This is a genomic window from Moheibacter sp. (assembly GCF_049672845.1).
In the GTDB taxonomy this organism is placed as follows: domain Bacteria; phylum Bacteroidota; class Bacteroidia; order Flavobacteriales; family Weeksellaceae; genus Moheibacter.
Window position 1 is genome coordinate 109,461 of the sequence record NZ_JBATWT010000005.1, and the last position, 16,571, is coordinate 126,031.

14 protein-coding genes and 1 pseudogene are annotated in these 16,571 nt (G+C 39.9%); 5 read left to right on the forward strand and 10 right to left on the reverse strand.

Translation table 11 applies throughout. The features are described from left to right. Positions 1–47 precede the first annotated feature (47 nt). From WBF63_RS00640 to WBF63_RS00665, 6 genes are all read right to left on the reverse strand, one after another. Positions 48–1,289 (reverse strand): restriction endonuclease subunit S, encoded by a 1,242-nt coding sequence (locus WBF63_RS00640; RefSeq protein WP_424367752.1) that lies wholly within the window; start codon positions 1,287–1,289, stop codon positions 48–50. Beyond that, complete coding sequence (locus WBF63_RS00645; protein ID WP_424367753.1) at positions 1,283–3,766, reverse strand: type I restriction-modification system subunit M; 2,484 nt, start codon at positions 3,764–3,766, stop codon at positions 1,283–1,285. The genes WBF63_RS00640 and WBF63_RS00645 overlap by 7 nt, the downstream gene beginning before the upstream one ends. Before the next feature lie 50 nt (positions 3,767–3,816). Next, positions 3,817–4,080, reverse strand: coding sequence for a hypothetical protein (locus WBF63_RS00650; protein ID WP_424367754.1), 264 nt, complete (start codon positions 4,078–4,080; stop codon positions 3,817–3,819). A 46-nt stretch (positions 4,081–4,126) separates the two neighbouring features. Beyond that, a complete protein-coding gene (locus WBF63_RS00655) occupies positions 4,127–5,620 on the reverse strand; it encodes a DUF2779 domain-containing protein (RefSeq protein ID WP_424367755.1) in 1,494 nt (497 codons plus the stop codon). Positions 5,621–5,876: 256 nt separating this feature from the next. Continuing rightward, on the reverse strand, positions 5,877–5,960 hold the full coding sequence (locus WBF63_RS00660; protein WP_424367930.1) for a hypothetical protein: 84 nt from the start codon (positions 5,958–5,960) through the stop codon (positions 5,877–5,879). Between the two features lie 17 nt (positions 5,961–5,977). Beyond that, positions 5,978–6,103, reverse strand: coding sequence for an integrase core domain-containing protein (locus tag WBF63_RS00665; RefSeq protein ID WP_424367931.1), 126 nt, complete (start codon positions 6,101–6,103; stop codon positions 5,978–5,980). Positions 6,104–6,281: 178 nt separating this feature from the next. Between WBF63_RS00665 and WBF63_RS00670 the strand changes: the two are divergent. Further along, positions 6,282–6,551, forward strand: a pseudogene (locus WBF63_RS00670) (nuclear transport factor 2 family protein); the annotation flags it as partial. Between the two features lie 181 nt (positions 6,552–6,732). Here the strand turns inward: WBF63_RS00670 and WBF63_RS00675 are convergent. Continuing rightward, positions 6,733–7,407 (reverse strand): response regulator, encoded by a 675-nt coding sequence (locus WBF63_RS00675; protein WP_424367756.1) that lies wholly within the window; start codon positions 7,405–7,407, stop codon positions 6,733–6,735. Position 7,408: 1 nt separating this feature from the next. Then, positions 7,409–9,364, reverse strand: a complete 1,956-nt coding sequence (locus tag WBF63_RS00680) for a tetratricopeptide repeat-containing sensor histidine kinase (RefSeq protein ID WP_424367757.1) — start codon at positions 9,362–9,364, stop codon at positions 7,409–7,411. A 181-nt stretch (positions 9,365–9,545) separates the two neighbouring features. Between WBF63_RS00680 and WBF63_RS00685 the strand changes: the two genes are divergently transcribed. Continuing rightward, entirely contained in the window at positions 9,546–11,231 is a 1,686-nt protein-coding gene (locus tag WBF63_RS00685) for a T9SS type A sorting domain-containing protein (protein ID WP_424367758.1), read from the forward strand. A gap of 73 nt (positions 11,232–11,304) precedes the next feature. On the opposite strand, the gene WBF63_RS00690 is transcribed toward WBF63_RS00685, so the two are convergent. Then, entirely contained in the window at positions 11,305–12,648 is a 1,344-nt protein-coding gene (locus tag WBF63_RS00690; protein ID WP_424367759.1) for an MATE family efflux transporter, read from the reverse strand. A 462-nt stretch (positions 12,649–13,110) separates the two neighbouring features. Here WBF63_RS00690 and WBF63_RS00695 point away from each other — a divergent pair, with 462 nt between their 5' ends. From WBF63_RS00695 to WBF63_RS00705, 3 genes are all read left to right on the forward strand, one after another. After that, on the forward strand, positions 13,111–14,043 hold the full coding sequence (locus WBF63_RS00695; RefSeq protein WP_424367760.1) for a ring-cleaving dioxygenase: 933 nt from the start codon (positions 13,111–13,113) through the stop codon (positions 14,041–14,043). Between the two features lie 3 nt (positions 14,044–14,046). Beyond that, a complete protein-coding gene (locus WBF63_RS00700) occupies positions 14,047–14,670 on the forward strand; it encodes an alpha/beta hydrolase (protein WP_424367761.1) in 624 nt (207 codons plus the stop codon). 94 nt (positions 14,671–14,764) lie between these two features. Next, a complete protein-coding gene (locus WBF63_RS00705) occupies positions 14,765–15,673 on the forward strand; it encodes a helix-turn-helix transcriptional regulator (protein ID WP_424367762.1) in 909 nt (302 codons plus the stop codon). Positions 15,674–16,141: 468 nt separating this feature from the next. On the opposite strand, the gene WBF63_RS00710 is transcribed toward WBF63_RS00705, so the two are convergent. Further along, positions 16,142–16,399, reverse strand: coding sequence for a hypothetical protein (locus WBF63_RS00710; protein ID WP_424367763.1), 258 nt, complete (start codon positions 16,397–16,399; stop codon positions 16,142–16,144). Positions 16,400–16,571 lie beyond the last annotated feature (172 nt).

Sequence of the window (16,571 nt, forward strand, 5' to 3'; positions counted from 1 at the left end):
GGTTGTGTTTTAAGTTTTAGTGGTATTTAATGAAAAGAATTATAAGGTCATGGCACAACATCCTGAGGTTGTTTATTCATTGGGGCACAGAGTCGCACCCGCCCCGTCAACAACTCCTGCATCATCCCTTGTTTGATTTGACGGGCTTTGTCCAATTGTTGTTCTAAAGCCTCCAGCTCCGCATCCATATCCGATAAAATCGCAGCAATGCGGGTTTGCTCGGAAAGGGATTTAGGGAATTTAATCACCATATCAGTGATAGTATCCATTTTTATATATGGAGTATTCCCTGCACTTACTTCTTTGGCAATCCTATCTTTCAAATTTTTATCTAAAATAACTTTCAGAAATAATGCATTTATCTTGAAACCTAATAATACATAAGTTCTTTGATATGCATTAAATTTTCCTTTATAATAATGTATATATCCTACATTAGCACCGTTACCAGAAATCAATAGTGCTTCATCATCAAATGCGTATTCATTTATATAATAGAATTCTCTTGCGCAGGTATAAAATCTATAATCACCGTTTTCTACCATAGCGTTTGCATCTAATTTTCCAGTAGTACATTTTTCAATAACCTCCCCCAACTTCTTCACTTCCCACGGTTCGAGAGCCTCACCGTCCGCGTTGCCTGAGCTTGGCGAAGGCGGCGTCAACAATTCTTGCATTGCGCCTTGTTTGATGAGGCGTTTTTTGGCGATGAGTTGTTCTAAACTTTCGATCCACGCATCGGCATCCGACAATGCTTCCGCTATCGCTTCTTGCTCGGGGAGAGGAGGAAGAGGGATTTGAACTTCTGACAAAACTCTGCCATTAGTTAATGCTCTTGTTGTAAATGAGGCATTAGAAATAATTTGCTGACGTACAACCTTATTAGAAAAGACATAACGACAATATTGAATTGAAAATAAATCATTGAATGGTCTACCTCTAAGGATAAATCCACTGAATACTGTATCAATTAATTCATCAACTATTACGGCTGAATATCCAATTTCTTCTTGAGTTTCAGATGTTCTAGTAAATAAAACATCACCTTTGTTTACGTTGAAATTTTTTAATTCTTGTTTGTTAACAAAAACTCTACCTTTTATTGTTTTACTATTTATAAATGTATTTTTAAATACATCCATATAATTTACGATCGGAAAACCATAACCGAAGTATTGCTTTTCTTTATTTAATCCATTTTTAAAAGTAAAACTGTCACCTATTCTTACAACCTCCCAATCCTCCGGAATCACACCGATTTCGGTTTGTTTATAGCCTTGTTTTACCATATCCATCCCATTTTTTCAAGGTGAGCCTTTACTTTTTCTGAGGCTTCGAGTGCCTCGGCGTCCAATGCGGCTAAAGTGGTCGCATAGCGTTCTGCCAATTCTTTGATGCGTTGGGTCAGGTTTTGGCTGATGCGTTCTTGCTCTTGGGTCAAGGCATTTTGCAAATAAGCTTGCCATTTATGTTCTAAAACCAAGGTTTTGATTTCGGTTTCGCTGAGACTTGGGTATTTCGCCAATACAGCTTGTTCCAATTCGGCATTTAATTTCTTGATCTCGGCATTGGCTTTCTTGATGCTGTCGGCTTGGGCGATATAGTCTTTTAGAATGGCTTTAGTATTTGTGGCTTCGAGTGCCTCAGCCACCTTAGCCTCTGAGCTTCCGGACACTGAGGTTCTCGAAGTGTCATATTGCTTTAGTAGTTTATTCACTTCCGTAGCATTCACTTTTTCCAAATCCGCAAACAGACCTTCTTCGTTGCTTTGCTCTTCTTCTATCTCGGCCATGCGTGCCTGCGCCGTTTCTATCGTTGCTTCTTCGGCACGTATTGCTTCCTGCATATCCTGAAAACACACCTCAATCAACAACTCAGGCGTAATCATTCGCCCTTCAATTCCTGCCAAACCGGGGACTTCTTTATCGCCTTTGGTTTTCCCATTTTTATCGGTCTTGCCTTTGATCACCAAACGCTGGTATTCGTTTCCGGCTTTCCAACCGTCCAGCCGAATGCTGTACACATCGTCCTGCATGGTTTCGTTCCAATAGGTCATCAAGTGCTGGTACAGATCATAAGCATCGATCAGCGCATTGTTTTTAAATGCTTCCATCAGCCCTTGGCTGGCTTCGGCAATGACGGTTTGCGTATCGGCATCTTGCTGCAAGGCCTTCCATTTTTCCATTTCCAGCTTCAGCCAATCCTGAAAAGTACCGTTTACTTTTTCATTAAACGCCACAAATTCAGCATGCGAATAAATCGCCGTTTTCAGTTCGTTCGTCGGTACGGTTAATTCAAAAAAGCCTTCCCGCACCTTGCGAAACAAGTCCTTTTTTAAACCGGGGAACACTTTCCAGTAATTTTCCAAAGCATCAATATCCGCACTCGGAATGCCTCCTTTCAAATGCGCTTCTATATTCTGAATATCTTCCGCTTCTTGAGTATCAATATAGCGTGGGATATTTAAGTTGTAATCATTCTTTGGGTCGGCAATTTCGGTCATCGACACCATACGGCTGTACTTCGGGATTTCCAACTCAGCGGTAAACACATCGGTGATTTTGCGGATATCTTGCTCACGCAAACGGTTTTTGTTGCCGTCTTTCACAAAGCCCTTGCTCGCATCGATCATAAAAATGCCTTTGCGGTGCTCGGCATATTCCTTATCCAGCACAATGATACAAGCCGGAATGCCCGTGCCATAAAACAAGTTGGCCGGCAAACCAATAATGCCTTTGATGTAGCCTTTTTTCAAGATGTTTTTACGGATTTCGCCTTCGGCATTCCCACGGAACAATACGCCATGCGGCAATACCACGGCGGCTTTACCAGTCGTTTTGAGCGAAGCAATGATGTGCAGTAAAAAGGCATAATCCCCATTTTTCTCTGGCGGAACGCCCAAACTAAAACGGTTGAATTCGTCGTTATCCGTATTCACGCCATTGCTCCAGTTTTTCAGGGAAAACGGCGGATTGGCCACGACATAATCGAAGCGTTTGAGACTTCCATCGGCTTCTTTGTAGGCAGGACGCGTCAGGGTATTATCGGCTACAATCTCCGCAGTCGGACTATTGTGCAAGATCATATTCATCCGCGCCAAGTTGGCCGTAGTCGTTTCTTTTTCTTGTCCGTAGAGGGTAATGTCTTTGCCTGATTCGTTGGCCACTTTCAGCAACAGCGATCCCGAGCCACAGGTCGGGTCATAAGCCGTGGTTTGGTTGGTCGCATTCTTTGGACTGATGCCAATGACTTTGGCCAACACACGCGAAACCTCCGCAGGCGTATAGAATTGCCCTTTCGATTTACCCGATTCGGTAGCAAAGTGACGCATCAAATATTCATATGCATCGCCTAGAATATCATCACCTTCCGCAGAATTAGCCGAGAAATCCAGGGCGTCATCGTTGAAGATGCGTACCAAGTTGGATACCGTATCCACCAAATCTTTGCCCTTTCCTAATTTGGTTTCATCGTTAAAGTCCGGAAATTCGTTGAGTTTATTGGCTTCTTTAATCGGATTGAGGATTTCCTTGTTGATTTTATCACCAATCTCCGGATTCCCGATCAATGCCACCATATCGTCAAAGGTAGCGCCTTGGGGTACTGTAATCGCACCAAAGGGATCGTTTTTGTATTTGTCGGAAATGTACTTCACGAAGAGCATCGTCAGTACATAATCTTTATATTGAGAGGCGTCCATTCCGCCCCGTAGTTCGTCACATGAAGCCCAAAGCGAGCTGTATAATTCGGATTTTTTTATAGCCATTGTAATTCAAAAATTGTTTGTCAAACATATTAATTTTTTGTCCTAAAACCTTAATTTTCTTCCTCCAAATATTCCTCCCAAATCCCCACCCATTCGTCATAATAAGCACGCAATCCGTCGGATGTATCGAAATAATGTTTGATGGGTTCGTTGGGCAAAGAATGGATTTCCAATTTACCGGTTTCTTCGTTGTGGTGAAGATGGATGAGATTGTCCAGTTCAAAAACTAAGTAGCCGCCCGGCGAGGCAAACTCTCTGCGAATGGCTTTCACACGGGAAAAATCGACCGCTATGCCGCAATGTTCGATGATCATAATTTTATTATTTAGTTGATTGTTTTAAAATTAATTCAAAAACTTTTCATTTTCTTTCGTCATTTGTCCCATCCAAATCCTTCAAAAAACCATAAATCAAAACCATGGCATAGGTATCCAATTCACAATATTTCAGTAAATTATTTTTCAATTCCAAATCCAAAGCTTCGCAATTTTGAACAGCGCCCAAATAGGAATCACTCGCCGTCATCCCATCGCTGATGTTCAAATCTCCGTAAGAAAAGTTGGGAAACAAAGCCGGCAAAACCGATTTGATGGAAGCCGAATTTTTCATTGCCGGATGATAAAACCAACGGTTTCGGAAAACATCATACAAATCCACAATCCTTTCAATCAATCCCTGCAAAAATTCAGCATCTTCCGGAAATGCTTCTGCCAATTCCCTCAATCGACTGACCTCAAAACTTTTGTTATAAGTCACAATGCTTCCCACATTTCGGAAATCTTTTTTCAATTCTTCGATTAGGTTTTTACGGGGATTTCCTCCGGAAAATGCTTCGGGCGAAGCCAAAAATTCAAAATGTTCTCGATTTTGATTTTCATCCAAAACATGAAGGGAATATTGAAAGGGAACTTGCTGATAAGGTCGAGTACCGTCCAAAACAGGAATAGCCGGCATAATCGTTTCGAAATCAAAGAAATGCAAAGGACATTCCCATGCGTTCAGAAAGTTTCGAATAGCCGGAGCATCGCAATAAGTTTCATTGAACTTCAATCCTCTTAACTGAAGAACTTGGGAATCCGACAGAGGATAATCCTCCGGGATCTCTTCCATTCGCTGAATTCCTTGGTTAAATAAATCCCAAGCTTTGGCACCCATTCGGGTCAATTCAAAAACCGAATTTTCCGGAACATGAGCCCAACAATAATGCTGAAAATCACATCCAAAAGGATTGGAACAATGCAGCCCGATGGAAACTTCGGGTTCGGTTTCCATTAAACTCAATTGCCCTAATTCTTTTAGTTTATCACCGACAAAATCTTGATTTCCAATCACTTCATCGGTTATCTCAGTCAAAGTAAACAAATCCGAAGTGATTTCGCCCTTTCGAATGTATTGATTATTGATGTGCATCAGAAAAAAGCGATCGGGCGCAAACCCGGCTTCATTCATCACCCAATATTGCAAAGAAGCATCCATCAGGTGATAATCTTTAACGGATGTGCTGTTTTTAACCTCGATGGCCCAAAGTTCCCCTTGGTTTCGATGAAGTATATCCAACATACAAAATGCGTTTCCTGCTGAAAAACTCGCTTCATAAATGGTCTCAACTCCTTGCTCCAACCAAATTTTAGTATTCCCCAAGGATACCGACAAATTTTTATAATCAGCAGGCGTAGCATCTTTTCCATTGGGAAATTTCAACCAAGCAAGCTTTCCGATTTCATGACCCGTAGCAAATAATTTCTCTGTGGCAGCGTCAAGTGGCGGCTTCAATTCCGGACGATACCATTCAAGCCATAACTTTTTGGGGCATTGTACTCCCGAAATAAATTTAGATTTGGACAAAGTTCTCATAAGTTAAATTTTCGTAGTTGAAGCCAAAGTAAAGAATTTATACGGTCAAAATATGTCGTTCTAAATTGTTTAATGAAATTTATTCTTCAACTGCCTCTCCAACTTCGAGTGTCCATATAAAACAAAAAGACTGCCCGAAGACAGTCTTTTTTATAGAAAGAATATTTTTTTTAAAATTACTTCTTAAGGAATTTCTTGGTTGTTGTCCCTTTATCTGTAAGTCCCCCATTTTTCCAACAATTCAAAACTAAACAAATTACGCACTTCTTTTTAATTTAAATTCGATAGGTGAACAATCAGCTAAACTTGAATGTGGGTGATTATGATTGTAATCCTCCATCCAGTCTTGGGCGATGGTTATTGCCTGTTCGATATATTAAACCAATAAGCATTCAATACATCCTCCCGAAAGGTTTTGTTAAACCTTTCACAAAATCCGTTCTGATTGCGAATTGCGATAGGGGTTTGTTTGCAACCCTTTATGTGATGAAAAACTTACATTTTTGTGTTGTTAGAACCAAATTTTCAATTAAGAACTATATTAAGTCTAATTTGCAATAAACCCCTAATTCTCTCCTTTATCGCAATCAAAATCTTTTTTTTCATTGGTAATACCGTACAATATTAAAATCCACTTCCCCCAGCGGACCAGAAAAACAGCGACTTTGAAGAATTAGACACCCTCTTATATGAAGACTTGCATTTCATCGCTCCTGGTGGGGAAATCCTGACCAATGAAAAAAATTTGGAAACCTACCGCAGCGGCAATCTGAAAATAAACAGCTTGGATTTCGAGGTAAAAGAACTTAAAATAATGGAGGATCTGGGAATAATTGCCTTGGTGATAAAATTAGAAGGAACCTATCAAGACGAACCTTTGAAGCCCGATACCGATACATACGATTTTGGAAAAGATTTCCGGAAGGGGTAGCGGCTAAGATTTAAGCAGAATAAAACCAATTGACAACAACCGGGAAATTTCACGTATAGATAATGTACCCATAAAGCATAGATAAAGTATGAATAGTGTATGAAAACTCCGACAAATTAAACTTTCTCAAAGCATACTATTATTGATTACAAGCCCCCAGCACTCAACACCCAACACTTCATCACTTCTCCGGATGAATCGGAATCAAACCCTCTTTTATGGCATATTTCATCAGCCCCACGATGGATTTTGTCTTGGTTTTAATAAAAATATTCCGGCGATGTGCTTCCACCGTTCTTTCGCTGATGAATAGTTTTTCCCCGATTTTTTCATTGCTGTATTCTTTTGCAATGAGTTTAAGCACTTCTAATTCTCGGGCCGATAAAACTGGTTTGTTTTCTTCCTTGCCATCCATCAATTCGTCGGGGCTCATGAGATTATCCATAATGATGTTCTGCGTGGTCATACTCAAATATTTTCCTCCGGCATGAACAATCTTCAACGCATCGATCACCTCATTCATATTGGTTTTCTTCAATACATAACCAGAGGCTCCGGCTTTGATCATTCGGGTGATGATGGAAATATCATCATGCATCGTCAACGCAATCACTTTGGTAGCCGGATAATTTTCCCCGATTTTTTGGGTGATTTCAATTCCCGAAACTTCCGGCATATTGATATCCATCAGGACTACATCCACCTGATTTTTTTCCAAAAACGTCAGGGTTTCTTCCATCGAATTGGCGCCTGCAACAGAACCAATACCTTCTTCATCTTCAAGCAAAGACCTCAGACCTTCAATCATAAGTTGGTGATCGTCAACAATTAAAACTTTTATCTGTTCTTTGGACATATTATGCTGTTTTCTCTTTTGGAATTAAAATACTGATGATGGTTCCTCTCCCCGTTTTGGAATCTATGTGAATGTTTCCATTCAGGTTTTCAACCCAGGACTTTATATGGGACAAACCAAAGCTGGAACCCGTTTTCAATTGGTTGACATCAAATCCTTTTCCATTATCTTCTGCCAAAAGGGTAATCTGGTTGGTATCTTGAGCAATCTGAATAAACAATTCGCCGGCTTCGGCATGTTTGATGGTATTATTTACAATTTCCTGAATGGTTCTGTACAGCACATTTTCGGTCAATCCATCCGGTTTTTGATTCAATCCGAATGTTTCAAAACTCATCTTGAGCTTATTGCTTTGGTTGACCCGATCCGCGATACTTTTTAGCGCACCTTTCAGACCTTGTTCAGAAAGCAAGGACGGAGCGAGATTATGAGATATATTCCGAACCTCTTCAAAAGCATCGTCAATGCTTTCCATCAGCGAATTCAGCAATTCGGCTTTCTTTTCTTCCGAAATATCCTTTCGCTTTTGCAAAACACTGGCATTGAGACCGGCAAGTGAAAGAAGATACCCCAAACTATCGTGAAGCTCGCGACCGATTCGTTTTCTTTCCACAATTTCGGCTTCCATCGCTGCATTTGATTTCTTTTTGGTTAATTCCAGAATCGTGGATTGCAGTTTGACTTTTTGTTTGTTGCGATGATTTCGATACGCAAGATAAAGTCCGGCCAAACCAAGCAGAAATAACGACGAAACAAAAAACAACAGATTATTTTTATTACGAATGGCGAGCTCCTTTTTATCAAGCTCCAATTGCTGCATTTTATTAAGCTGATTCAGATGATTAAGCTCTACATCGTAAATCTGATTGACAACAGAATTATTGTTCAGTTCTTCTTTAACTTCTATATGTTTCTGAAAATGAAGAAGGCTTTTTTCAAACTTTCCTTTAGTCTGATAAATGCTGGCCAGCAACCGGTGCGCATCGGTTTGAAGTACCAGACTATTCTTTTCATCGGCCATTTTCATTACTTCTTCCGCTATTTTCAAAGCTTCGTCTGATTTATTCTGATTCAGCAAAACACGCGCAATGCCTGTTTTGGAAATGGCTGTCTGGTGAAACAAATCGGCGTTTTCTGCAATCTGTAAACTTTTCTGATAGGCAATAAATGCTTCTTCTTTTTTTTCTTCAGCCAGCAAAAAATTCCCTTTGATCTGATAAGAAATACAAAGCCCATACTGATTATTGGCTTGTTCTGAAAGCTCAATGGAACGATCCAAAATTTCCATTGCTTCCTTTATCTCTTTCAAATTGACCTTGCAGATGGCTATATTATTCAGAATAGTAGAACGCATAATCGGATCCCGGATTTCCATTGTTTCCAGCGCCTGCTCAAAATAACTAAGGGCTTTTTCGAAATTCCCCAAATTAAGATAAGTCAAACCTATATTATTCAAAGTTCCGCTTCTTTTTTCTTTATTTCCTGCCAAATCATATTGGTCCAATGCTGTGATAAAATAAATATAGGCCGAATTATAATTCCCGAATTCATTGTATATCGTCCCCAGATTATTGTTGAGATTACCCATTTCAAAATGATCCTCAATTTCCTCGGCGAGGCCCAGAGCTTCATTGTAATATTTTATCGCTTCCGGATATTTCGTTTCCAACGCATAGGACGAGCCGATGTATTTCAAGGATTTGATTCGTGGCTTTTTATCTTCTGCTACAAGGCCGTCCAGAATTTCACGGGATTTTTCTCTGGCCAAAGCAGGATCTTCATAAATCAGTTTATAAATTTCTTCAAAATCTTGCTGGTACCTTTCATCCACTTCAGCATCTGCTTTTTGATTCCTTGAATCGCAGGAATTCAATAAAAAGACAAACCCAACGGAAAGGAAACTTAGAAATAAAAACTTCCGCACCGTATTCTTATTTTTATGTTGGGTCTCTTTCATTTATTAAAAAATCCTTACAAATATGAAACTTAATAATGAATTCCGCGCTCCATTCTAGGGCGCCAAATTAAAATTAAGTGGTAGCACTTAATGGATTAATTCAAAAATTAGCAGCAATCCCCAATTGCAAGGTTTCTTATTCTAAAGTTAATTTGTAATTAGAATATCTAAAAAAATTCACATGAAACGATTTATTACTTTTTTGAAAATTATTCCGGCACTTTTTCTGTTCCAAGGGATGGTCCAAGCTCAAGAAATTCTTTTCACAGAGAATTTCGATTATACGCCAGGTCCACTGCCTACCAATTGGACAATCGACGCGGAACAACCACCTGAGTGGTCGATCAACAATTCCCAAATTTCCGGTGGAACCGCTCCTGAATTGTATATGGGATATGGAATGCAAGCTGGACTCAGCCGCCTGATTTCTCCGGTCATCGCCTTGGAAGGACATAGCCAATTATTGGTAAAATACAAACAATATTTGATCAATTACGCCGGCGATTGGGGCGAAACCATTGGGATGGACGTGACTTTTGACGGTGGAACCACCTGGCAACCACTATGGGAACAATTACTGGGATTATTGAACATTCCACAAGACGAATTTACCTATTACATCACAGCTCCAGACGGCGCTACCGAAATGCAAATTGCTTTCCGTTTCGAAGGCAATAATATGGGAATCAACGGTTGGGCAATTGATGATCTTATAGTGGAATCAGCGATGGACAATGATTTATTGATTTCCAATATCATGGGAAATACCACTCCAAATGCCGGAATTGAAACGACTTTCGTCGCCGAAGTTCAAAATGGCGGAAAACTTACTCAAACCAATTATACGGTGAAACTTAAAAACCAGGAAGGTGAGGAACTTGCTTCTTTACCCGGAGAGGAAATCAATTTTACTGAAAAGAAATTTTATATTTTTCCCTGGACACCAGATGCATCCGATATGGGAGCTCACACCATCTATGCAACTGTTGAATTGGCACAAGACCAGAATTCGGAAAATAACGATTCCAACAACCTTTTGGTAAATGTTTTGGCGCAGGATACTGAGAACGTTCAGATCGGAAGTGGCTCTTATCCTTTACAACATGCCATTCCTTATAACTTTTTCAATTTGAATAGCTTATCCCAAACGCTTTATTTATCTCAGGACATCGGTCAGGTAGAAGAATCAGCAGCCCTAACGGGAATCCAATACAATAGCCAGTTCGATGAAGATATTCAGGATGTTCCGGTTCAGATTTATCTGGCCGAAACAGATCAGACAGACTTATCAAATGATTGGGTAAATCCTGCTTCTTTCACATTGGTATATGACGGACTGATGGATTTTAGAAAAGGTTTAAATTCACATTACATTCAGCTTGATACGCCTTACGAATATACCGGTGGAAATCTGGTTGTATATTCAAACAAGACTTATTCCGAACAGATTTTGTGGTCAACTTTCATCAGCACTTACCATGAAGAACCGATTTATTCGAGAATGATCGACGGAGCACAGGAACCCTACGATGCTATGAATCCGCCGTCAGGTTACAATGTTTGGTACACGCCCAACATAACGCTGTTCTTCTCTTCTGGTGAAATGTCGGTCATAGACTCACCTGCCAATGCCCTTTCGATGGATGTCTATCCCAATCCGGCCAAAGAGATTTTAAACATCAAAACCCATAATGGTGAGAAAATTTTAGGAATTCAGTTGATCAGTTCAAATGGTCAGGTTGTTTCTTCACAAAAAGTCGCTAACACAAACACAACAATAAACGTTCGCGGACTTCAGCCAGGATTTTATCTCGTTCAGATTCAAACTGAATCAGGCTTTACAACCAAAAAAGTGATAATTAACTAATTCAGAATTTATAATTCAATTACCTGTCAAAAATCAAAACTTGACAGGTTTTTTTATTTTCCATCTTATGGGTTCAATTAATAAGTTTTGGAAACTTCACCCGAATCAATTTCGGAAAATAAAGCCCCAGACTAATTCCTCTCACGATGACATAGAAAATAAACGAGAGCCACAAACCGCGGTTCCCGAAATCGTCCGTCAGGATAAAACTTGCTCCTACAAAGAGAATTAGAGAAATAATCGAAGCATTCCGCATTTCACGGCTTTGGGTCGCCCCGATGAACACACCATCCAACTGAAAAGCCACAAAGGAAAACAGAATATAAATTCCCGCAAATAGCAAATGTCCCTTAGCGATGGCCTGAACCTCCCCGTCCTGGCTTAAAAGCGGAATAAAATAAGGCCCGAGCGCATAAAAGAAAAATCCCAAAAGAAAAGCTGTCACTCCGGCAATAATGGTGGAATCTTTTAACTGAAATTTAAATTCCTTTAGATTTTTCTCACCAATGGTTTTTCCGCTCAGCATCTCCATCACATAGGCATATCCGTCCAGAAAGAAAGCCGATAGCGAAACGAACTGAAGCAATACATGATTGGCTGCCAAAATGCTGTCGCCAAACTGTGCCCCTTGATCGGCAAACCAAGCAAATCCCGCCAAAAGCGCAAAAGTCCGAATCATAATATCGCCATTTACCTTGAACAAAGCCAGGACTTTGGTTCGTTCCAAAATAACATTCCATAATTGCTTAATTTCTTGAACAGGTCGGCGAATTTCCAGTCGATTGCTCAGCAGGTACCAGGCAAAAAACAAAGCGATGTATTCTGCGATGATCGTTCCGGTCGCAATTCCTTGGATGCCCATTTGAAAACCCACCACAAAAAGGACATTCAGACCGATGTTCACGCCGTTGAGCAATAATTGCACCCAGAGAAGTTCTTTGGTTTTTCCCAATCCGATGAATCCGCCCAACAAAGCATAGCTAATCAAAGTCGCAGGCGCACCCCAAATTCGAATCCGGAAATATTCGCCCACCAAAGCAATTACCTCATCACTCGCACTCATCCAAACCGTTGCCAATTTCAAGATGAACGACTGCAAAAGAATCAGCAAAATTCCGATGCTCAATCCCAAAAGTACCGAACGATAAAGCACGGTGAGCACTTCCTGATGATCTTTCGCTCCGCTTGCCTGCGCAATGAATCCCGTGGTTCCCATTCGCAAAAAACCAAAACCCCAATACACAAAACTGAAAACCAAAGTCGCCAAAGCCACACCACCCAAATCGATGGCATCGCCCGTTTGTCCGATGGCAGCGGTATCGGCAAGCCCCAACAAAGGCGCCGAAGCATTGGCCAGAATAATCGGAAAAGCCAGTCGGATAATGGTTTTATAATTCTTCGGAAGGAAATTCAACATAGCTAAATAAATCCCGAAATTAAGAATAATGTTTTTGGGAATTGTAAAATGTATATTGCAGAAATCTATAATGTATTTTTTTCGAACTTTCCCTCTTAACAACCTTAATTCCTTAATGGTAAAAATCCTTGTGCTTTCTCTGTGTTCCTTGTGCCTTCTTAGCATCCCTTGTGGTTAGAAATAAATTTGTTTTAACCACCAAGAATACAAAGGCTGACACAAAGCACACGAAGAACAATACATATATTCTTCATCATAATTATTATGCACCTAAAAACCAGCGTCAATCTGCGCCATCAGCGGGCTTTTTTATGCTGTAAAATGTATATTGTATTCTTCTAGAATGTATTTCGAGTCACGAGCTTCGAACTTCGGGCTTCGAATTACGGACGGAAGATTTCTTAATCTACATCAACACACACCTCACCCCTATCCCCTAACTTTGTAATAAAACATATCATCATGGAAAACAAAATATTAGGATTACACCATATCACCGCTATTGCGGGAAATGCAAAAAGAAACCTCGATTTTTATACCCGGATTTTAGGACAGCGACTCGTCAAAAAAACCGTGAATTTCGACGATCCAAAAACCTATCATTTCTATTTCGGAAACGAAGGCGGCGAACCCGGAACCCTTCTGACTTTCTTTCCCTGGGAAGGAATCCATCCCGGACGAAACGGAGCCGGAATGGCAACACATATCGCTTATTCAGTCCCACAAGGAGCGCTTGAATTCTGGAAAAACCGATTGAAAGCTTTCAACATCGACTACAAAGAAGGAAACATACTGGGCGAAAAAATGATTTCCTTTCAGGATTCGGACGGACTGGAATTGGAATTCGTGGAACCGAAAAACCCCGACAACCGCAAAGTTTGGACCACCGGGGAAATCTCTTCGGATGTTGCCACCAAAGGCTTTTACACCACAACTCTTACGCTGAACAATGCCGATGCAACTTCCAAAGTGCTCACAGACCTTTTTGGATACGAACTTCAGCAGCAGGACGGAAACCGATACCGTTTTGCTACCGATGCCATCGAAACTTCCAATCTGATTGATATTCTCGAAGATCCGACTGCCGGACGTGGTATCAATTCCGCCGGGACCAATCACCACATTGCTTTCCGGGTGAAGAATGACGATGTTCTGATGGATTTTCGTGAGAAAATCCTTTCGGCCGGATTGAATATCACAACCAAAATTGACCGCGATTATTTCTATTCGCTTTATTTCCGTGAGCCGGGCGGAGTCCTTTTTGAAATCGCCACCGATAACCCCGGATTTACAGTCGATGAACCCTTGGAAGAATTGGGGAATTCATTAAAACTCCCAAAACAATACGAACCCGCAAGAACGCAAATTGAAAGTTTATTACCCGATTTAAATTAAAAAATGAAACATATTCTCAACATAAAAACTGCCGGAGCGGAACTTAATACCGCCGAAAAAGCCCTGATTATGATCCACGGACGAGGCAGCAATTCAGAAGATATCATCGGTATTTCCCAATATCTGAACCTGGACGGATTTGCCATCCTCGCTCCTCAAGCCACAAATAATACTTGGTATCCGCATTCTTTTATGGCGCCCGTCGATGCCAATGAACCCTGGCTGAGTTCGGCTTTGGAAAACATCGGAGAAACCGTTCTGGTCGCTATAGATGCGGGAATCAAATCCGAAAATATTTATTTCTTTGGGTTTTCCCAAGGCGCTTGTTTGCTTTTGGAATACATCAGCCGGAATGCGCAGAAATACGGTGGCGCAGCAGCGATCATCGGTGGACTCATTGGCGAAGATATAAATTCATCTAATTACAAAGGAGATTTCCAAGAAACTCCGGTTTTCATCGGAACAAGCGATCCCGATTTTCACGTTCCCATCGAAAGGGTTTATGCCACCGAAAAAATGCTCAAAGAAATGAATGCCGAAGTCACCCTGAAAGTCTATGAAAATTTTGGACATTCCATCAATCAGGAAGAAATCGATTGGATGAACAAACTGATTTTTAAGAAATAAATCTTTGGACAATATTTCAAACTGAAACGACATATTTCGTCGCTCCAATTCCTTAGATTTGACAAGAACTCTGAACTTAAAAAAACAAAACCCTATGTCCAAACAAGAAACACTAGCCCGCCACCGCATCATCATCCAGAAACTGAGATCCAAACCTTCGTCTTTCGAAGAAATTCAGGAAAAACTCGAATCCGAATCCGAACTTCACGAAATGAATTTCCAGATTTCCAAACGTACCTTTCAGCGAGATCTAAAAGAAATTGATGCATTGTATGGAATTGCAATCGATTTTGATCGTTCCCGAAAAGTTTATAAAATCACCGAAGATCATCAGGATGAATACAGCGAAAGGATGTTTGAAGCACTCGATATTTTTCAGGTACTCAACCTCAATCAGTCCATTTCTGAATTCATTCAGTTCGATACCCGAAAACCCGATGGAACCGAATTTCTAAGCGGACTTATTTACGCCATTCAAAACCGGATTCAAATCAAATTTCGATACAAAAAGTTTTACGAAGAAGACGCAGAATTGCGCACTGTGGAACCTTATCTTTTGAAAGAATTCCGGAAAAGATGGTATGTTTTTGCTTACGACCTCCATCGAAAAGAATTCCGAACCTTTGGTCTCGACCGCCTTTACGCACTTGAATTCACCCAAATTAAATTTCAGTATCCACAGGAAATTCAGCCCAAAGAACATTTCAAAGATTGTTTCGGAATCATCGGACACGGTGAACAAAAATCCGAAGAAATCATCTTGAAATTCACACATAACCAGGGAAATTACATCCGAACCATGCCCCTGCACCGTTCGCAGGAAATTTTGAAGGATAAAAATGCAAAACAGGGCGAAATGACCGTAAAGTTAAAACTTGTACCAACCTATGACTTCATTACCGAAATCCTTTACCACGGCGAATTTGTTCAGGTTATAGAACCCAAATCTCTGGCCGATGAAATCAAAAATAAACTCAAATCAGCTGTTAATTTATACGAATAACCTTCCGATCGCCCTGAATTTTCATCAGAGAAGCCGGCAGAAAAAAAATAAAAAGCCCGATAAAATTTTGGTTTAGACTAAGCGAATAAGATGATAAATTTTATAACCTGAGTTCGGTTATTCAAACTTTGTCAAAACGCTTTTAAATAGTGAGATGTGAGATTTTTTTTTTGAACATTTGATATTAAGATAAATAAAAAGCTATTGTGGAAATAAAAACCGAAACAGATTACTGTATAAAAGCGATTTATTCTTTTACTCTTAATAAAAGCACCCGTCTGCTACGTTGTATTTTTACGTGATAGCTCGCTATCCCTTTGAAAATACACCTTGCATCCAAATAATTCTATTAATTTTGACTTTGTTTTTATAATCGAACTCTGTTTTATAATTACATATAAAACTGAAACTTGTTTTATTATCTTATTTCTTTAAGCTATTATTATCGGGCGATAATAAAGAAATCATTTAGAAAAGTTCACATTTGCGTAGTTGTGCAATGTAAAAATCCTTTTCTCCTCCAAAATTGATTTCCCATTCCGGAGCGCCACCTTTTTTGTAAAGATTCAGAATCTGTTCTTCCTCTTTTTCGTGAATTCGTTTGAATGGCACACTTTCAACCCCAAATTCCGGGTCGATGGTCGTTTTGACCGACATAGCCTCCTTGTCAACTACAAAATAACATCCCGGATATTCGGTGTCTGAATTTAAAATATACAAGTCCATAATTTTTGATTTTTAAATTCCAAATCAAAAAATGAGCCTTCCGAATCTTAAAATTTTATTTTAACAAAAGATTAATATTTAACTTAAACATCTAATAATTAGAGGTTTAAAAACTTTATGATCCCAGTCATAATCAAGCTTATCATCATCGCTTATCATTGTAAAGAAATAA